The sequence below is a fragment of the Spirosoma profusum genome (genome assembly GCF_014699005.1).
GTDB lineage: Bacteria > Bacteroidota > Bacteroidia > Cytophagales > Spirosomataceae > Spirosoma > Spirosoma profusum.
Window position 1 is genome coordinate 13,610 of sequence record NZ_JACWZY010000037.1, and the last position, 19,238, is coordinate 32,847.

The window sequence follows — 19,238 nt, forward strand, 5'->3', positions numbered from 1 at the left end:
GTATTGCCTTTTTTAAAGTTTAATAACTGTTAAAAGAAACGAGTGAATAGACGTCTGGCTCTCATTTCCGCCCTTTCGCTCTTTCAGTCTTTCGCTCTTTCACATAGTCCTCATTGAGAGGTCGGATGAACGAAAGAATGTCTTCACGACCCGCAGCCGTGGTCGCCGACGTAACGAAAAATGGCGGGGCTTCTTCCCAGCTTTCCAGCAATTTGGCGCGATACGTATCGAGTGTTTGCCCAATTTTCATAGGGCCGAGTTTTTCAGATTTTGTGAAAACAATAACAAATGGCAGACCCCGTTCGCCCAAATTAGTCATAAAATCGAGGTCAATTTTTTGCGGGGGAATCCGCGAATCGACCAGCACGAAAATACATAGCAAATTCGGGCGGCTTGTCAGATATCCGTCGATGAGAGCTGCAAATTTCTCACGTTCCGTTTTACTGACCTGTGCGTAGCCATAGCCGGGTAAATCGACCAGGTACCAGGCATTATCAATAATGAAATGATTGATTAACTGCGTTTTACCAGGTTTGCCTGATGTTTTGGCCAGCGACGTACGTCCCGTCAGCATATTGATGAGCGACGATTTTCCTACGTTCGAGCGACCAATAAAGGCGTATTCGGGCCGGTCGGGTGGGGGGCACTTGGCCGGATCGGAGTTGCTGACCAGAAATTCAGCTTGTTTAACAGGCATAATTATCGACTAAATCGGGCGCAAAGTTCGGAAAGATTATGCAGAATGGCACATGATTTGTAATTTGTGACTCTGTTCGGTAACCTGCGGCCAAACTAGTGCAGGCACAGGAAACGAAAATAAGGAGTTAGGACGTTATTACCACGAAAAACCTAAAGACCACCGGAATGCCGGTTCGACTATGAAAAAAGTATTTTGGCTGATGGCCGTACTGCTCGGATTTTACACTGCATCGACATTAGCGGTTGCTCTTCCCGGCCGAATTCATGGGGGCGGTGATACTAAACCAACCGTTAAACCCACTGAGGAAGGCATTCAGTTTACCGAAGCGGCCTGGCGTGACATCCTGAAAAAAGCGAAAGCGGAAAAGAAAGTCATCTTTCTGGACGCTTACGCGAGTTGGTGCGGCCCCTGCAAAATGTTGCAGAAAAACGTATTCACCAAAAAAGCCGTTGGTGATTTTTACAATGGTAAATTCATCAACGTGAAGATGGATATGGAAAAAGGCGAAGGTCCTGCACTGTCGCAGGTGTACCCGCTTGAAGCCTATCCAACCTTGCTTTTCATCGATGGCAACGGCCGTGTCCTGAAGAAAGTTTTGGGCTACCAGTCGCCAGAAGATTTAATAGCCATTGGTAAAAGCGTAAAGTCAGTAAACATTTAACGCGGGCAAAATGCTGGGACACCAACCCGGCCGCGTTAAAACCGGCGTCGATTTCTCAGAAATCGACGCCGGTTTTTTATGTTTTCTGCGCATTTTCTAACGTAACACGAATAAGTTGCGCCATGGCTTCGCAGATGGTACGCCGTTGAAATCGCCGGATAAATTCTGGGCGAAACTCGGTGCGATAAGGCGTATTACGTAGTTGGCACACGAGCGATGCTACGTCTCCCGGCTTGAATAACAGGCTGTTGGGGATATGCTGGTTCATAAACGAGGCCGCATACCCCGTTACGCCAGCCAGAATGGGTTTGTCTGTGGCTCCGTACTCAAAAAGTTTTGAGGGCAAGACTCGTTTGCAGGTCTCCAGATTATTCAGATGCACAAATAGATAATCGGCTTTTTGGTATTCATCCAACAGCAATTGGCGGCTGGTCGGCTGGCGAATGTGAACGTTTGTAAGCCGTTCTTTTCGAATGGCTTCTTCCAGCTTTTGCCGCGCTCCTCCATCACCAATAATGACGAATTGATACGCTGTTCCCAGTTGGCGGGCGGCCTGGGGAATAATGGTATGCAGGCCCTGACCATCGCCAATGTTGCCGGCATACAGTAATGTCTTCGGTCGATAGATTTCTGCTGACTCAGAACGACTCGCGGGTAGAGCGAGAAACATATCGTCGATGGCATTCGGATAATAGCTATAGGTCGCTTTTGAAAATGCCCGGAAATAAGAGCGGAAACCTTCCGAAACCAGATTGATATGGCTGGCTGAGTTGAATGTGTAGCGTTCGACCAGTCGTAAAAGTGGATTTAACGGAAGGCGAATCAGCGGATTTTTAATGACTCCCAAAATCGCTTCACGAAATACATCGCGAATGTCCAGAAATAAAGGAATTTGCCCACGCTTCGACAGAATAGCAGCCAGAAAAGCCGTAAATAAGCGCGACGATGAGGCAACTACCAAGTCGTAAGGTTGTTGATATGTCAACTGGTGAACCGAGCGAAAATAGCCATAAAATGAACGTATCTGATCTAAAAAACCGCTTTTATGGTTCGAAATTCGAATTCGTTTAATCGTAATTGGACATCCTCGGTCTTGTCTGATTTCCTGATCAAAGGCACCGGGTTTGTAGGAATCGTAGCGATTTGGAAATGTCGTGATAACATGAATCGAATCATTGGGCGACAATTGACGAGCCAGCTCATGAACAAGCGCTGTGTTCCGGAATGGGCCGGGGCCAATATCGGGTTCAAAATAAAAGGTTAGATAAAGAATTTTCATTCAGGAATAACGAGCACGGTTTCCAGCTGACCTTTAAATGCAACCTCAAGGCATTGAGCCGATTGTCGTTGGTTGAAGCTCTGCGCCATGTCATAGCCTATGACGCGAAAATTTGATTTAGTGACATGGTTGAAGGAAATTTTCACGGAACCTATTCTTACCACATTTCCCTCTGTTTGAATAGAAACTGACGGGTGTGCATGAAAATGGGCAGTACCCGATTGCCCGTAAGCAACCTCACTGTTTTTAGTAAGTAAACGATCCACGATACGTATCCGGTTGTCGCCAATTGTCCAGCTTCGTTCGTGGAGAATACCTGATGACTGATAACCAGTATGATAAGCTACTAAAAAAGTAGGCGTATCGAGTAATACGTTAACCTGCGCCCGACGCCCTACCCGAAAACCAGCCCATACTTCTGACGAATTCATGGCGTTGATACTGACCGTATTGTGAGCCATCGTGCTACGTTCCCAATCGCGAGTAGAGCCAATTTGATACGTCGATAATCCGGTATCTACCAATACGGGTTGGTCATGGACGTAGAGAATAAAAGAGAACGTATCGGCATGGGCATGACCTGGCTGATGTTCGGGACCAACCGGCCCCACATCAATAAACACTTCGTAAGATGGCCGACGAACCAGACGATAGCCGCTATCAATACGGTCTGTATTAATTTCGGATGCTACGTTGTTTTGTTTAGTAACTGGGTCGGTATTGGGCAGATTGAGTTGCGCAGCTTTCCGACGGATTTGCGCTGTCGTTGGAGCCATACCGAACGTAGCATCATTGACCATTGGTACGTCACCGTTTCGGAACGTAATGCTATCGAGCCAACTCAGCATCTGATTCGCTTTGTCTACCAGAAAATCACTGAGTGACTCGTCACGTTGCCATGTATTGTTATGAACCATCGCCCAGACGGTGAGTAGCTGGTTTAGCAAAAGCTGGTGATACGTTGGGCTCCGTTCGTTGTGGCTTCCATCTGGCAAAATCTGGCTTGATAACTCATTTCTAAGGAGTTTACTGGCGTAACGATACCAGCTTATTTGTCGAAAATACAGCGACGCAATCAATAGGGCGAAACCGTTTTCGAGGAGGTGATTTCCCATCAGGTGATACTCGGGTTGCTGGCGAAGTAAGGTTGCCTGCGCATACAGATGAGCGTTAATAGCCTCATCCTGAATACGATGTCGGTTCAGAAATTGCACCCAGTTGATGATACGTAGTGAAGTTGGATAAGAGTCGAGTCCATCGCGTACGACGTTCGTTTGGGCCATAAAATCACGTATCAGCGCAAGACCATCGTCCGGTACTACGTTCGGTTGATTCAGGTAATCAAAATAATTGAGATGATACGTCCAGAGTTTGCCGTGAGATGGGTAATTCCAATCGATGGGACCAACAAAACGAACGGATTGATTCAGGAATGTAAAGGTCTGATTGTCCACGATACAGGTTTATCGGCTTCAAGGGTTAGGAGAAAATAGGCCGGTGGAAATGGCCGGGGCAGTTTTAACCGCGCTGGTCTCCGAAGTCGGTGTATCACCTGAAATAGAATTTGTCGAAACGTGAGATGTTTTAAGGTACGCCATAACCGGCCCAGATTGTTCATAGTTGAGTTGAGATTGGTGGAGAAGTCAGGCCAACTGTCGCTACGTTGACCCAGCTATTTTCGCGCAAACTCTGTAAAGCGGCCAGTGTGGTTTGGGTGGTATTGATAATATCGGCGAAAGAAATCAGCGGCTCTTCGCCTAGCTGAATCTGTCGAATGAATTGCCTTATTAATTCGGTATGGCCCTTATTCTGACTCCCCGACATTCGCGAAAAACCGCGAAAACCATAGCCAGTTAACCGGCGAAAATTGTCCAGCACCAGCGTTAGTTCCTGCGAATATACCTCAATACGTTCCTTCGCATACGCTTTACTGCCATTGCTGAAATAGTTTACAACGCCGGTAGAACCATTCTCGTACCGTAGCAGCATCGACGCAGAATCCGTAGTTTCCGTGGGGTACTGGCCCATCGCATTCATACACACACGTGCTACGCGACTGCCCGTCAGAAACGTAATCAGGTCGACGAAATGGCAGGCTTCCCCTAAAATACGCCCTCCGCCAATTGCTCGGTCATGCACCCAATTGTCGACGGGAATAGCACCTGCATTTACGGTTATCACTACGTTCATAGGTATAGAAACCGTATGATGGCCACTCAGAAGACTCTTCATTTTCTGGACATACGGCGAAAACCGGCGGTTGAATCCAACTAATACTGTATTTCGTGCAGATTGGAACGTTTGAATCAGCTCTGGAAGCTCATGCTCATAAATGGCAAGGGGTTTTTCAACGAAAACATGCTTGCCCGCTCGCAGGGCTTCGATGGTCAGTTGAGCGTGACTGTTATGCCGGGTTGTGATGATGCACAGATCGATTTTGGGATCGTTGATGATACGTCGGTAATCGGACGTACTTTGATAAATTCCGTATTTTCTGGCCAGTAACGTAGCATTCAGCCCTTTCGCGCTGGCAATAGTTTTCAGCGTAGCACCTGTTTTTTTTAGTGCTGGTAGTAGAATTGCCTGCGTGAAATTGCCGGCACCAATCAGACCTACGGTAGCAAAGCCAAGCTGGTGAGGTGAATTAGAAATTTGGATAATTGTCTTTATGTCAGGTTGTTCGGGATAGCACAATAGCGACGCAATCTGATTCGATACGTTCAGATGGTTATATATTTTGCCGAATTCAGCTAGAAGAACACGCGACGTAATGAGCGATTTCACATCCAGTTGACGGTTCGCTAACAACTGGATAATCGTCTGAAAATTACGGTTTTCAGTCCAGCGCACGTAGGATAGTGGATAATCGTGTCCTTGTTGTTCGTATGTATCATCGTACCGACCAGGGCCATAGGAACAGGATACCTGAAACGTCAATTCTTTTTTATAGAAATCGTTGCGGTTCAAATTCAGTCCGACGACGCCAACAAGAACAATACGTCCTTGCATCCGGCTCATCTGAGCAGCCTGAGCAATCAATTCATCGGTTCGAGCCGACGCCGTAATGATGACACCATCACTGCCTACGCCGTTGGTTAACAGCCCGATACGTTTTACTACGTCTACATCTGTGGTTGGGTTAATGGCCGTAATACCCCGTTTTTCGGCAAGTTTACATTTGGCTGTGTCGATGTCCACGCCAATAACCCGACAGCCGTTAATACGTAGTAAATCAGCCGTCAATAGGCCGATAAGCCCCAGGCCAATCACCACAACGGTTTCGCCTAATGTTGGATTTAACAGCCGGATACTTTGTAAGGCAATAGCGCCAATAACCGTAAAAACGGCTTCATCGTCGGGCACATTGTCAGGTACTGGAACTACTAAATTTCGCGGTACGCAGACGACTTCGGCGTGGGGGCCGTTAGAGGCTACCCGGTCGCCGATACGCAAGTCGTTGACGCCTTCACCTATAGCCATCACAGTTCCTACGTTGCAGTAACCTAATGGTAATGGTTGATCAAGTTTCCGAAAAACGGCCTCTAACGTAGGACGCAACCCATCCGATCGCACTTTTTCGAATACCTGTTTTACGCGGTCGGGTTGCTGACGGGCTTTCACAAGCAGATTCGCTTTGCCGAATGCTACCAGCATCCGCTCCGTCCCGAGCGATACCAGCGACCGATGCGTCTGGATCAGTACCTGACCCCTGCTTACCTGGGGCACCGGTACGTCTTCGAGTCGGGTTTCACCGGTATTAAGGTCTTGAATGAGTTGTTTCATACTACATTGTTCGGGTAAATACGCTGCGTTTGGCTAACTGGCTCGAATAATGTCGGCGATACGTTCAGCCGCTCGACCGTCCCAAAACGGAATACTTGTCCCTCGTGCAGGCTTATTATTCAGCAACTGGATTACTTTTTCGGCTATCAATTCTGGATTTAATTCTGGTATCAACTGATTGGTACCCAGTTCGATAGTAATCGGACGTTCGGTTGAAGTGCGGAGGGTAAGGCAGGGGATATTCAAATACGTTGTTTCTTCCTGAATGCCACCCGAATCGGTGAGAACAATAGCCGCTCGTTCTATCAGATTCAGGCTTTCCAGATACCCCTGCGGCTTTAATAGATAGGTATTGGGAATGGAGATAAGCTGAGGTAAGATGTTGAAATTGACCAGGTTTGCGTGAGTTCGCGGGTGCAGTGAAAAGACAACTGGTAGCTGTTGGGCCACCCTTTCGATAACAGAAATAAGCTGCTGGAGACTCGATAACGTATCGACATTGGCAGGTCTGTGCATGGTCATGAACGCGTACGGACGTTGGGAAAGCCCCAACGTATCAACAATATTCAAAGCCGATGCTTTGGGGCGATGGTGTACCAGCGCGTCAATCATTACGTTACCAACCAGATGAATCCGCTCTTCAGCCACACCTTCCCGTAACAAATTTTTCCGTCCGGCGGGCTCGGTAACCAACAATAGATCTGACAGGCTATCAGTCACTATCCGATTGATTTCTTCGGGCATTTGCCGGTCTCCTGAGCGCAGGCCCGCTTCTACGTGAGCCACCCGAATGCCCATACGAACTGCCACCAACGCACAGGCCAGCGTACTTGTTATGTCGCCGACAACCAATACCCAGTCGGGTTTTTCGTTAGTCAGCACATGCTCAAATTTGAGCATGATATCGGCCATTTGTCGGGTTTGCGAACCGTTTACTACGTCGAGGTAAAAATCTGGCTTCGGCAAATCAAGTTGGGCGAAGAAAACGTCGCTCATGGATGCGTCGTAATGCTGGCCAGTATGCACGATTTTCGAGTCGATATCGGGGAATTTCCCGAAAGCACGGTGGAGAGGAGCGATCTTTATGAAGTTTGGCCGCGCCCCCACTACGTTCAGAATTTTCATGGGTTGATCGTGGATAGGGACGTACTACTTCGTTGACTGTCAGCTTCTAGATTAGCTACTTGCTGCCGTGTCCAGAAGCGGGAAGCCGACTGACGCTGGCGTATTTTGTCGCAGATAAAGAGCGTTAGCAAAGTCGATAATTCGACTTCTGCCCATGGCCGGTTCTGTTGGCAGAAAGGTTGTAGAATGGCCCGTTCGTGCCCAACATCTTTCGGCGAAAAGCGCCACGTTTTTCGATGCGCTCCCTGCCAAACGGTCATCTGCCTGAAATCGTCGATTTGGGCGATAACGTTGTTGTACTGAATATTAATGAATTCGCGGATGCCTTCGAAAGGCTCTGAACGAGATGTTAGCTGAATGGAAATGAGGTCGTGTTTGTCGGTCGTGAGCGTTACATTCAGATTATCGTCGAGTTCTGTCGGATTCGCCCAGATTAACTGAATATCAAGCCATTCGGGTAGATTACGCCAGGCTAATATATGTATGGTCAGGTCAATCCAATGGCTAAGATTACCGCAGATACGTGTGCCTTCGTTGGGGTGGCGATACCAATGATCGGGTGGAATTAGATGCCCATTGATTACGTAATAGAGACTGAACGGGCCCGCCTGAGCGGAATTTGCTACGTAGCGATGTAACAGCTGGATGGCTCTTGCATACGGTCGGTTATAGCCTGCAAATACGTTTCCCGTTGACTGACGGATCGCTTGTGTAAGTTGCACAAGTTGCTCGCGACTGACCGAAATTGGCTTTTCGATATAGACGATTTTGTTACGTTTCAGGCCCGCAATAGCGTATGGTGTGTGCGAGGCATGATTAGACGTTACGTATAAAACGGCTAGTTCGGCATGATTCAAAAGCGCATCTGGAGAGGGGGCTATCTCCCGGAAACCGTAATAGTGAGCCAGTGATTGCGCTTGTTCAACAAGTGGGTCAAAGGCAGACAGGAACGTAGTACTTCGCTGTTTTTTTAAATAGAAACAGACCGTACTAAACGCAAATTGTCCGCAGCCAATCAGGCCGACGTTCACTTTGCCAAATTGACTGACTGGTACAGGCCACCCACGCAGTCGTGAGCGAGCCATGGCCTTGGTCAATGCCCTCGACCAGCCGTGAATCTCAGCAAAGCGAAAAAACTTTTTTAAGTAATAAATCAACATTCAGCTCAATAGAAAATTGAGCAACAACATCAGGAAAATAGCAGCCGGTACTTTTCGCCTAATTGTTGCTCATTAACGTACTTTTCGACGATTGAGCGGGCACCCTCTGAAAGTGTCGTATAGGCGTCATCGCCCATGTCGACAGCTTGTTTCAGTACGGAGAGCCAGTGTTGTTTTTGGAGAGGAATATCCCAGCCAGCCTGCTGGAGGACTAATTGTTGCCAGGGAGTCTGGTCACTGATGATGACAGGAACTCCCACGGATAATGCTTCGAAAATTGAATGCCCAAAGCTCTCACTGTGTGTTGGGAGAATAAAGAAATCATAATTTCTCAACGTAGCATTGACCAAAGGATGCGCCAGAACACCTCGGTACGTTGCGGAACAGTTAGGCGTGAGCTTTGCCAGTACGTTCTGACAGCTACGCCAGTACGATTCATTGTCAATAGGCCCGAAAATGTCCAGTTCGATGGAGAGGTCACGGATAGAGGCCAGTATCTCGAATAAAAACAAAAGACCTTTTACGGGCGTAATTCGTGCTATAAAAACCAGTTTTACCAATCCAGCCTGCTTCTGATACGTTAAGCGTGGCTGTAACTGTCTGGGCGTATCAGGCGCCAGCACAACGGGTGCTATACCTATCCGCGAGGCCGGGAAAAGTTGTCGGATGGCTTTTTGTTCAGCTTCGTTTGTTGCGTGCCAGGTAATTTGCCCACGTGAAATCGCCTTTACAATACGTACAAAGGGATACTTTTTGTAATATTTTAAACGTAATGCCCCCGGTTGTAATTCACCACGCGGAGCGATAACGATATGTCGACCGGTTAACCACGAAAGAAGTAGTAAACCGTGTGAAAGCTTTCCGAACAAGCTATTTGCGTAAACAAAATCGAAGGCCGGAGATCGTGCTAACGTATACACTAAACGTCGAGTAAGCAAATCTGGCGAACAGTACATAATTCGATAGTTTTCTTTAATTAGCCATTCATTATTAACGATAGCTGGGTAGGGCTTTACGTCCAGAAAATCCCGGTCACGGGTAACTATGGAAATGTCGTAATGCGGATGCAGAATGCCAATGAGATTCGCCACCGACTGAATGGGACCGCCCCATTTATAGCCGGGTAAAAAATATTCGACGAAAATCAGTAAGGTTGGCTTTCTCATTGTTGCCTACACAATTCTCTATAGAGCGCTTTGTATTCTGCTGCGACCGCTTCGGCGGAAAAATTTGCTACGTTCTTCCGGCCTGCCTGAATCAAATTGGTTCGGTACGTTTCGTCCTGACAAATTTGTTCAATACCCTTCCGAATCGACGTTACGTTGGTTGGGTCGACGTAGCAAGCTCCTGATCCACCGATGTTTGTTAATGGAGTAATTTGGCTCGCCAAAACGGGCCGCCCAACAGCCTGAGCCTCAAGGATTGGCATTCCGAAACCTTCGTAAAGCGAAACAAAACAGACCATATCACAACGTTGATACAAACTCACGATTTCTTCCTGATTCAGGTTTTGGTAGTGTTCGTGAGCTATAGGACGGAGAAGAAGCCGTTTGGTAATGGTATCAGAGAGGGGACCAACCAAAATTAATTTTCCAGGGCAATTTTCGAGGGCATCAATCAGACGAAGTACGTTCTTGTGTGGAGCCGTACCGATCTGTAAGAAAGTCGGTTGTTTTTCGCAAAACGGGCGCGGTTGGTACGTGAAAGCGGGATGAATGGCATTAGGAATTACTCGTACTTTTTCGGCGCTACGTCCGACTAAACGTAGTAGTTCCTGCCGGGTTTTTTCGGAAATGGCTGTAACGATGCCTGCCCGGCGGATAGGCCAGTAATACCAGAATAGCCAGAAAAAAGCGTATCGGAAGGGGGATCGGCGATTTTTCTCAAGTAGAATACAGTCGTGGATAGTCAGAACAGTACGGTTGCAGGGTAAGGCCAGGGCCACGTAATGAATGTCGCCGGTTATATGGAACAGACCGTTACGTTGCTGTCGGGCGGCAAAACGAAGGTTTTTCCAGATCGACCGAATCCCTTTGCTGATATGAGGCATTCGGATTTTAGACGTAGTAATATTGGTATGACTAGCCAACTCCATTTGAAGCGTGTCGAAAACAGTTTCGAGGCTGTGACCCGTTCCCAAACTCCGCAAAAAGAACTGGACGAGCATTTAAAGGAAGATGTTTACTTGCCGAAGCGACCAATATAGAAGTGCCACAAACACGCTGGTATTCAATAAACTACCCCAGGCCGATAGAATGTCGGTTTCCATGGTCAGGCAGCCGAAAAATAAGGCGGGTATCCAGAGCAGAACCGACGGTATTTTGTCGGATAAGCGGATCAGGAACTGGAACACAAACCCAAGCAACGTGCCCCATGCCAGCGAGAAAAGTATACCTCCATACCCAAAATTGACGTAGCCTTCGCCCAACGGCGATAGATTCATGCTGGTGTTTTCGTTCTGTCGCAGACTTGTGAAGCGTCGGATGTTTTCGTAACCACCAGTCTGTGGTTTATCCGCCCAGATAAATCGCGGTACTAATGGATGAAGGAACGATAGCAGTACTTCGCCATTCGCAAAATTCTCATGTACAGGTACTTTCGCCATTGCACTACCAATGAGCAGACCCTGGTTGAACCGGATAAAGGCGCTGAAAAGGTGCTGAACGTTCATGACTTTCTCTGGATTCGCCAGTCGATCGGTAATTAGTTCACCCATCAAATTGGCATTACCGCTTCGTTCATTACGTTGGTGGCCCCAGGTATTCAGACGATATTCAACTTTAATGGACTGCATAACCAGTAACGTAGCAAAAGCCAGTACCACGAAACCTGTTTTTTGACGAGCCGTTATCCGATACGTACTACCGGCTGCGACCAGCAGCGTAAGGAGCATAGTCCACAAAAACAGGTCGCCAAACATGCCTTGCTGAATAGTGTAGGTACTTATAACCAGCAGGGCAGCTACACTTATGAGCAGAAAAAATGCACTTTTGGAATAATATGCGTACAAGGCGCTGATAAACAAGCAATTGGAGGGGAGTAGGCTAATAAATGTAGGTGCTGATGGAACGATCATTTTAACAGTAAATCCGCCCAGACCGATAAAAAACAGTATGAGGCTGGCTTGCTGTTTGTCTTGTAGATACGTAGCAACTGCCTGAATATACACGTAGTGCGGACGTGTGGAATGACCAGGCTGCGACCAGCTAAGGCCAACAACAAATGCTATGTAGGCTGGTAAGGCGTAGCGAAAATAGGTATCTGATTCGATAGGCATCGATATCGGGAATACCCAGTATGTAATGGCGGGAATAAGCAGAATTTCCAGAGCAGCAATAAAACCCATGCATTCAGGCAGGGCAAATCGATCGCCAATACGTTGGAGAAAAGTGAGAAAACTGTGTGTAGAAAGCCCGACAGCAACGGCTTCCCACAACGTAGCACTCTCGATCAAAACCAGAGCCAGCAAAATTGTAAGGCAACTTGTAAGACTCTTCATAGCTGCTTCCTGAAAAACAGGTACAGTACAGCCAAAAACTGAATAGCGAACCCCAGCAACGTAGCCAGTGCGGCTCCGACGATACCCAAACGAGGAATTAAAACGATGTTTAGCAGTACGTTGACGATGGCACCCACCACCGTATGCCAAAGGATGAAGCGTGTCTGTCCGTAGGCATACCATTTGATTTCCAGTACCTGAATGCAGGTCAGAAACAGGTAGCCAACGGCCACAATTGGCCCCACCACATAAGCTGATTCATAAGTCGACGAGAGAAACGTAGCACCTATCAACCTATGCAACCCCACGAATAGCAGGCATACGCTACCAACTACAGCCGCATACTGTTTGAGATAGGGTACCAGGAACTTATTCACGTGCCCATCCGAATAGCCGTCTGATTTAAACCTAAAAACGATCGGAGACAGAAAGGCAATCAGGGGAGCCACCAACAGCAATAGTTTCGAACCGAGGCTGTAGCCCATGACGTACTGGCCCACATCTGTATCGGTCATATAGTATTTAATCAACTGACGATCAGCGTAGTTGATGAGCCAGTTCCAAACGGCCAGACTCATTAATGGCCAGACGTAACGTTGGTATTGACGTAGCAAGTCGGGCGAGTACCTGTTCGAAAGCCTTTGAATTCGAAAGCGAAATGTAGTGTCCGATTGTATAGCTTGCCTTACCGCCACTATAGCCAACGCTACGTTCAGTAAAGCCAGGTTCAGGAACAATCCCAACGTAGTGGACTGCCCAAAACTAACGACAACGATACCGAATAAGATCAGGTTGCCAAGCGCATATAGCAGTAGTATTCCCGAATACGCTCGGTAACGACCCATTACGTTCAAATAGTCATTGCTAAAGTTGTAAACTCCCTGACCCACAAGGGATAACCAGGCTGCAATCCAAAGAAAACCATTGTGATGAACGCTTGCCACAAAGCCGGCAACGAGCAGAGAAACGGCGTAAATGAGAGCCAGGATTTGACTGTATGAAGAAACGGCTATCTTTGGGGACGGCCCTGTCAAGGAAGCTTTGAAAGATTGAATTGTTGGCGTAATAACGAACCCGTGCAACAACATCACGAACGTCAGCACAAGGCTATAATTGCCCCATTCGGCTGGCGAAATATACAGAGCAGTGAGTTTCCCGTATGCTAGGTTCGCTAGTGCAACCAGCGCCTGCCCACGTATCAGGACTGCCAGTGGATGATGTCGCGATTTCAGCAAAATACTACCGTTATTCATTGTGCTACGTTAGGGGCTGGCTGTTGGACAATACGTAGCATCTCTAGTACACGCTTGTCAAAAGTATGATGTTGCTGAAAATGCTGATATTGTCGGTCAGCCAATTCATGGCGTTCGGTAGAGTGAGCGAGGTAATAGCGAATTTTATCAACAGCCTCACTTATAGTCTGGTAACTGATGGCTGTTGCGGGCACAGCGGTGTATTCATCCAGCGTTGGCTTATAATCGGAGAGTTGAAAACCACCTATCCCGTTTATCTCAAAATATTTCTGATTGACCGATGTAACTTCGGCGTAGTGGAAGGTATTGACGACAATGCGTGCGCCAAAAAGCAGTTGATTTTTCGCGTCTCCAGTGAGGTATTGCTTTCGGAAGGCTGATTGGCTGTACGGTCTTAAGTAAGGACCGGCAGTTCCAAAAATTGCTACGTTCAGTCCCGCTCGCATTAGCTGCTCAATCATACGTGCCCGGTAAGCGTACAAACTACCGAATATCAGCACATCAATATTGGTCGCCTGTTCCGCTTCGGCTTTGTCAATAGCGGGTCTTTTATGAATGCGCGGGTTGAAACCTTCGGGCAGATAGTGGGCGTTCAAACCTGCTTTATCGCGCATAAAATGGACGATGTATGGTTCTTTTGAGAAATAATAATCGAAATCAGCCGCCAGAATCTGTTGTTTTTCCAGGTTCGATAGCGCATCCGGATTGACCTGCACAATCACTACGTCAGGAAGCTTCTGCTTCAATTCATCGATCAATACCGGGTGCAGATTTCGATATACAATAATCACTACGTTTGGTCGCCAAGCACTTAGTTTCCGCGCTAGCGTCAAGGCAATAGACCGTTCATAAGATTCGATAAACCGGGATGCCCAATACGTAATTTTTTCTGGAAATACACTGGCATCGGTTACGTCGAGAAGCTGAATTTCGTGGCCCAGTACACGTAATGAATCGGCCAGATTGTATTCCAGCGAATCGAAAATCTTGCTGCCTATCATCCCAATTTTCATTACGTTGTGCTGTTTACATTCGCCAGTAATCGATGTTGTCGTCAGGTGATACGTTGTACAATCCTTTGATATCCAATAATATAGGACTGTTGTTCATTAACGATTTGAGATAGGCTACGTCCAGCGTTCGGTACTCTTCATGACCGACGGCTACGATAATGGCGTCGTAGTGGGAAGACGGCGAATCCATGAGTGTCATGCGATACTCGTGTGCTACTTCGTTCGGGGATGCGCGCGGGTCGACCAGATGAACGTTGATGGCGTATTTCATCAATTCACCTACTAATTCGACTACTTTCGAATTTCGGATATCTGATACGTTTTCCTTGAAAGTCAGCCCCATAACCAGCACTTTGCTTTGTCGCGGGTCTTTGTTCTGCCGGATGAGCATTTGCAGTAATCGGGTCACGATATAAGCCGGAACACCGTCGTTGATACGTCGGCCAGAGTGAATCACTTGCGGATCATAGCCGAGTTGACGCGCTTTATAGAGCAGGTAATAGGGATCGATTCCAATGCAGTGACCACCCACCAGACCGGGTGTAAACGGCAGAAAATTCCACTTTGTGCGGGCCGCTTTTAGCACTTCGTGCGTATCGATGCCCATTTTATCGAAAATGATGGACAGCTCGTTCATGAGCGAGATATTCAGGTCGCGCTGTACATTCTCAATCACTTTAGCCGCTTCGGCCACCTTGATGGATGGCGCTTCGTAGACGCCCGCCCGGATAATAGCCCTATACACCTGCGCAATTTCCTGGCAGGCTTCCGGATCACTGCCCGATACAATCTTCAGAATATCAGCTAGTTTATGTTCCTTGTCACCAGGGTTGATACGTTCGGGGGAGTAGCCTATTTTGAAACCCTGCCCCAGCTTTATACCCGACGTTTGTTCCAGAATGGGCAGGCAATCGTCTTCGGTACATCCCGGATAAACCGTTGATTCATAGACAACAAAATCGCCTTTTTTTAGTGCTTTGCCTACTGCTTCGGATGCTCGCTGGAGGTGTTTCAGGTCAGGGACCTTGTATTCGTCGACGGGCGTCGGAACCGCTATTACAAAGAAATTCGCTTCTTTTAGGTCATCAGCATTGGCCGTGAATCGAATGTCAACCTCCTCAAAATCAGCGTGAACCATTTCCCGTGACGGGTCTTCACTACGTTGCAACATGGCAATCCTGCCGGGGTTAATGTCGTAGCCGATCACTCGGAATTGCCGGGCAAAAGCCAGCGCAACCGGGAGGCCAACGTAACCTAGCCCGATAACCGCAATTTGTTTTTTCTTTGTTATAAGTGCGTCGAACATAGGTGTGTTTAGGTTGATGAGGATTGTAACGTAGCACGCAATCTGGGCAAGAAAGCTGCCTGCTGCATCATTAAGCTAGCCAATCCGACCAATAAGCCGGTACCTGTATAAACCAACACCAGTACAGTCCGTTTAGGCGAGGTTCGTTTGAGGGGCACTTTGGCTGGTTCAAGTACTTTAAACACGGGGGTTCGTTCCTGTACTTTCAATTTTGCCTGCTCAAACTGTCTCGATAATTCCGTATAAACCGTCTGTGCAATCGCCAGCTCCGATTCAATACGTTGTTTTTCCATGGTGGCAGCCTGCACTACGTAGTATTTGTGCTGATCGTTGTATTGAAACGCTACGTATTGAGCAGTCTGAAAACGTCGACGCGCTTCCTGAAGCCGTTGGGTGTAAAACTGTAAATCTTGCCGGGCCTTTTCTGTCCGGTAACTCGTTACGTAGTTCGTTAGGTATGCCATGGCTAACTGCGCTACGTTGGCCGCCACATTCGCATCGGGCATCTGAGCCGTGATGGTAATGATTCCCGACCGTGTATCAAGCTTGGCGCTTATCCGTTGGCCGACATCGTCTAGTAAATCCTGTTGTTGTTTGGTTAGCCGTACGGGTTTTCCAGATACTTGAGTCGGAAATCGGCTATTAGAACTGGTTTCCGAACGAAACCAGTTTAAGAATTGCCAGTTTGTGTGATACGCCAGTAAATTAGCTACGGTAGTTGATTGATTTTCCTGCACCGTTACGGACTGGTTGAGTAGGTAAAGTCCAAACGGAGAACTTTGTAATACGTTGGGATATAGGTCTGGACGCACGGCATCAACATCGTCGGCGTCCGATAAGTCCAGTCCGGCAAACCCTGCTACCGATGCCAGCCGTTTCACCATATCAGTTGAGCCACCATTCATTTCGGGCATAATTCGGGCTTCTGACGTAAATTCAGGTTGAGTTAACAACGCCACTATTACCCCCAATACGCCAAAAAAGGCTGTAATTTTCACCAGTCGGACGCGCCCCTGCCAGGCCGTTTGGAAGATATTTTCCACCGACAAATCAAGCCAGAGTTTCGGTGGTATTGGATTTGGGGGCGGCATGACCATTGGGTTAATTTGTAAAGATGCGTACGGCGGTGAGAATGACTACTAATCCTGACCCAACTACAGTCAGCAGTGCGGCTCGCTCGGTGGGGGCAAGCCGATTTTGTTCGGCGGGTGGCTGCGCAGGAATAACGATTTCCATACCTCGTTCGGGTTTCGGAAAACGCCAGAATACCAAAAAAGATTGGCTTGGCTGAATTTTGCCATTAGCCAAAATGGTGTAAGTTTTCCGACGGATCGCTTTTTTCGTGAATCCGCCCGCTTCGTTTATGTACGCTCGCAATGATTTTCCGGCCTCAAAATCAACAGTAGCTGGATTGAGTACTTCGCCCCGAATACGAACAATATCGGGTCGGCGGGGGATGGTTAACGTATCACCATTTTCAAGCAATAGATTTCCTGATACGTCAGGGTTGGTCATCAGTTTTCCCAGATTGATAGAAATGCCTTCCTGTCGTCGTTGGAAGCGGGCTGCGGGAAGATAAGCGTCTGATTTTAAGCCACCTGCCCGATTGAGTAAATCAGTAATCCGGTCGGTGGGAGTTCGGATAGCATATGACCCTGGATAGTTCACTTCACCCAGTACAACAACGCTTTTCTGAGGCTCGTAATGTGGCGACGTTCGTACAAAAACCTGATCAAAGGGACGTAGCGTTAGTTGGGCATCGGCCGGATTTAAGCGTAGATTCCGGTCAATGGTAAAGGCGAAAAGCTGAATGTTCTGTCCGTTTGCCAAGCCTGAAGTATCATACCGCACGCGTCGGGCAATTTCCATTCTTGACGAAATTGCACCTTCCGAAAAGCCGCCCGCCATCACAATAAGGTCAGCGACCGTCATGCTGTCAGCAAAATTGAACGTACCGGGATGGTTAACAGCGCCCCGGATAGAAACGCTACGTTGCTGGCGTAACTCACTGAACGTAATGATTTGCACTACGTCTTCGCGCTGAAGTATTACGTCTGCAATTTCGCTACGTAGCACTTTGCCGATATCAACCGAAATTAGTTCGGGGTCCAGGTTTGGGCGTAAGCGGTGAATGATGGCCCGATTCAGAAAAGCGTCTTCCCGAAGGCCCTCGGCACTTTTAACGAGTGTTTTCAGTGTCTGATTTTTCTCCAACGAAAACTCTCCCGGTCGAAACACGGCTCCCCGTATGATTACTCTATTTTCAACTCGGTCGAGAATGGAACCAATAACGTAACGGTCGCCTGATTTGGGAATAAACGTAGCGTTTTCGCTTTCAGAAATAGTAACAATTTGTTGTTCTGAGGACGTGTTTCGGTAAAGTGTGATGGAAGCCGAATAGGCCTGTTCGGCAAATCCACCAGCGAAATTCAGTACGTTACGTAGCGTTTCATTTGGGCGTATCTCATAAATGCCGGGTTGTTTCACCTGACCGATCATTTCGATTCGGGCGTTGTAGTGGTCAATGAAAATTACGTCCTGGTCGAGCAGACGGATGTTGTCTTTCTGGTCGGCCCGGAGCAGAAAATCGTAGCAATCTATCGTTCGGATAAGTCGATTACTACGGTATACACGAATGTTGCGAAACGAACCCCGGTTGGTGTCGGGGCCGCCGGCAGCATAGAGCGCATTGAAAACCGTAGCCAGCGACGAAAGCGTGTATGTTCCCGGACGAACCACCTGGCCCAACAACGTAACGTGTATACTCCGCACACTACCCAGCGTTAATTGAGCGTATATCCCGCTTCCTGCCGTATTCAATCCCCGAAAAAGCGTTCGGAGCCGATTGACGATACGTTGCTCAGCCTGCTCAATGGTTAATCCATTGACGTAAACAGGGCTCAAGTTTTCAATCCGGATGCTGCCTTCCGGGCTCACCTTCGGTCGATACGTTTGCTGAGCGTTACCAAATACGTCGATAATAAGCTCATCATCAGGGCCAATAACGTAGTGGCGGGGTGTAGCAATACGTAGGTTGGGTTCGAACGATAGGTTCGGACTGGTGAATAACGTAGCACCAAAAACTGCTGGTTTGGCTGGCAACGTAGCACTTTCAGGCGGTGTAGGTGTGATTGGCTGAGTTCGTGTTACGTTACTTTCAGATGGCTGAGCTGATTGCTTTTGAGTTAATCCTAACTGACTGATTCGCTGACGCATCCGACTGAAGTCGGCAGTCGTAAAGCCACGCGATAGTGCAAGCGATTCGATTTGGGCCTCGGTCAAGCCCGACGATTTGGCCTGTTGCACAAACTGCTGTACCTGTTCGTCGGTCAATTGTTGCACTGCCTGAGCGAAGGCAGGACCACCAATGAACCGAACGAAAAATAAAATCAGGTACGTTAATCGAGCAATCACTACTGTCTCTCTTTAAGCAAGTTACGTTCTGCAGCTAGCCGTCAA

At 47.8% G+C, this 19,238-nt stretch carries 15 protein-coding genes; 1 reads left to right on the forward strand and 14 read right to left on the reverse strand.

The window, feature by feature from the left end; genetic code table 11:
* Window positions 1–61: 61 nt before the first annotated feature.
* Complete coding sequence (gene yihA / locus IC229_RS29435) at window positions 62–697, reverse strand: ribosome biogenesis GTP-binding protein YihA/YsxC (RefSeq protein ID WP_190891659.1); 636 nt, start codon at window positions 695–697, stop codon at window positions 62–64.
* A gap of 181 nt (window positions 698–878) precedes the next feature.
* On the opposite strand from yihA, the gene IC229_RS29440 reads away from it, so the two are divergent.
* Window positions 879–1,361 (forward strand): thioredoxin family protein, encoded by a 483-nt coding sequence (locus IC229_RS29440; RefSeq protein WP_190891661.1) that lies wholly within the window; start codon window positions 879–881, stop codon window positions 1,359–1,361.
* Between the two features lie 76 nt (window positions 1,362–1,437).
* Here the strand turns inward: IC229_RS29440 and IC229_RS29445 are convergent, their stop codons facing one another.
* The 13 genes from IC229_RS29445 to IC229_RS29505 all read right to left on the reverse strand — a co-directional run bounded on the left by IC229_RS29445 (window position 1,438) and on the right by IC229_RS29505 (window position 19,193).
* Window positions 1,438–2,640: a glycosyltransferase family 4 protein gene (locus tag IC229_RS29445; protein WP_190891663.1), complete on the reverse strand. Its 1,203-nt coding sequence runs from the start codon at window positions 2,638–2,640 to the stop codon at window positions 1,438–1,440.
* Entirely contained in the window at window positions 2,637–4,094 is a 1,458-nt protein-coding gene (locus IC229_RS29450) for an alginate lyase family protein (RefSeq protein WP_317171662.1), read from the reverse strand. The genes IC229_RS29445 and IC229_RS29450 overlap by 4 nt, the downstream gene beginning before the upstream one ends.
* Before the next feature lie 160 nt (window positions 4,095–4,254).
* The gene (locus IC229_RS29455) at window positions 4,255–6,423 is read right to left on the reverse strand and encodes a bi-domain-containing oxidoreductase (RefSeq protein ID WP_190891664.1); all 2,169 of its coding nucleotides are present in this window, start codon (window positions 6,421–6,423) and stop codon (window positions 4,255–4,257) included.
* A 33-nt stretch (window positions 6,424–6,456) separates the two neighbouring features.
* The gene (wecB, locus tag IC229_RS29460; protein WP_190891665.1) at window positions 6,457–7,548 is read right to left on the reverse strand and encodes a non-hydrolyzing UDP-N-acetylglucosamine 2-epimerase; all 1,092 of its coding nucleotides are present in this window, start codon (window positions 7,546–7,548) and stop codon (window positions 6,457–6,459) included.
* Window positions 7,545–8,633 carry a Gfo/Idh/MocA family protein gene (locus IC229_RS29465; protein ID WP_190891666.1) on the reverse strand — a complete coding sequence of 363 codons (1,089 nt, stop codon included), beginning with the start codon at window positions 8,631–8,633 and terminating at the stop codon, window positions 7,545–7,547. The genes wecB and IC229_RS29465 overlap by 4 nt, the downstream gene beginning before the upstream one ends.
* A 104-nt stretch (window positions 8,634–8,737) precedes the next feature.
* Complete coding sequence (locus IC229_RS29470; protein WP_190891667.1) at window positions 8,738–9,874, reverse strand: glycosyltransferase; 1,137 nt, start codon at window positions 9,872–9,874, stop codon at window positions 8,738–8,740.
* Window positions 9,871–10,875, reverse strand: coding sequence for a glycosyltransferase family 4 protein (locus tag IC229_RS29475; RefSeq protein ID WP_190891668.1), 1,005 nt, complete (start codon window positions 10,873–10,875; stop codon window positions 9,871–9,873). The genes IC229_RS29470 and IC229_RS29475 overlap by 4 nt, the downstream gene beginning before the upstream one ends.
* A complete protein-coding gene (locus tag IC229_RS29480) occupies window positions 10,876–12,207 on the reverse strand; it encodes a hypothetical protein (protein ID WP_190891669.1) in 1,332 nt (443 codons plus the stop codon).
* A complete protein-coding gene (locus IC229_RS29485) occupies window positions 12,204–13,460 on the reverse strand; it encodes a lipopolysaccharide biosynthesis protein (RefSeq protein WP_190891670.1) in 1,257 nt (418 codons plus the stop codon). Before IC229_RS29485 ends, IC229_RS29480 begins: the two co-directional genes overlap by 4 nt.
* Window positions 13,457–14,473, reverse strand: a complete 1,017-nt coding sequence (locus IC229_RS29490; RefSeq protein WP_190891672.1) for a CgeB family protein — start codon at window positions 14,471–14,473, stop codon at window positions 13,457–13,459. The genes IC229_RS29485 and IC229_RS29490 overlap by 4 nt, the downstream gene beginning before the upstream one ends.
* A gap of 13 nt (window positions 14,474–14,486) precedes the next feature.
* The gene (locus IC229_RS29495; protein ID WP_190891679.1) at window positions 14,487–15,779 is read right to left on the reverse strand and encodes a nucleotide sugar dehydrogenase; all 1,293 of its coding nucleotides are present in this window, start codon (window positions 15,777–15,779) and stop codon (window positions 14,487–14,489) included.
* Between the two features lie 8 nt (window positions 15,780–15,787).
* Entirely contained in the window at window positions 15,788–16,870 is a 1,083-nt protein-coding gene (locus tag IC229_RS29500) for a Wzz/FepE/Etk N-terminal domain-containing protein (RefSeq protein WP_190891681.1), read from the reverse strand.
* A gap of 10 nt (window positions 16,871–16,880) precedes the next feature.
* Entirely contained in the window at window positions 16,881–19,193 is a 2,313-nt protein-coding gene (locus IC229_RS29505) for an SLBB domain-containing protein (protein ID WP_317171663.1), read from the reverse strand.
* Window positions 19,194–19,238: the final 45 nt, after the last annotated feature.

Bases quoted from the DNA above. Each gene is read 5' to 3' on its own strand.
- IC229_RS29445 (WP_190891663.1), bottom strand. From the start codon at position 2,640: ATGAAAATTCTTTATCTAACCTTTTATTTTGAACCCGATATTGGCCCC.
- yihA (WP_190891659.1), bottom strand. From the start codon at position 697: ATGCCTGTTAAACAAGCTGAATTTCTGGTCAGCAACTCCGATCCGGCC.
- IC229_RS29465 (WP_190891666.1), bottom strand. From the start codon at position 8,633: ATGGCTCGCTCACGACTGCGTGGGTGGCCTGTACCAGTCAGTCAATTT.
- IC229_RS29470 (WP_190891667.1), bottom strand. From the start codon at position 9,874: ATGAGAAAGCCAACCTTACTGATTTTCGTCGAATATTTTTTACCCGGC.
- IC229_RS29490 (WP_190891672.1), bottom strand. From the start codon at position 14,473: ATGAAAATTGGGATGATAGGCAGCAAGATTTTCGATTCGCTGGAATAC.
- IC229_RS29440 (WP_190891661.1), top strand. From the start codon at position 879: ATGAAAAAAGTATTTTGGCTGATGGCCGTACTGCTCGGATTTTACACT.
- IC229_RS29475 (WP_190891668.1), bottom strand. From the start codon at position 10,875: ATGCTCGTCCAGTTCTTTTTGCGGAGTTTGGGAACGGGTCACAGCCTC.
- IC229_RS29495 (WP_190891679.1), bottom strand. From the start codon at position 15,779: ATGTTCGACGCACTTATAACAAAGAAAAAACAAATTGCGGTTATCGGG.
- IC229_RS29485 (WP_190891670.1), bottom strand. From the start codon at position 13,460: ATGAATAACGGTAGTATTTTGCTGAAATCGCGACATCATCCACTGGCA.
- IC229_RS29480 (WP_190891669.1), bottom strand. From the start codon at position 12,207: ATGAAGAGTCTTACAAGTTGCCTTACAATTTTGCTGGCTCTGGTTTTG.
- IC229_RS29455 (WP_190891664.1), bottom strand. From the start codon at position 6,423: ATGAAACAACTCATTCAAGACCTTAATACCGGTGAAACCCGACTCGAA.
- wecB (WP_190891665.1), bottom strand. From the start codon at position 7,548: ATGAAAATTCTGAACGTAGTGGGGGCGCGGCCAAACTTCATAAAGATC.
- IC229_RS29500 (WP_190891681.1), bottom strand. From the start codon at position 16,870: ATGCCGCCCCCAAATCCAATACCACCGAAACTCTGGCTTGATTTGTCG.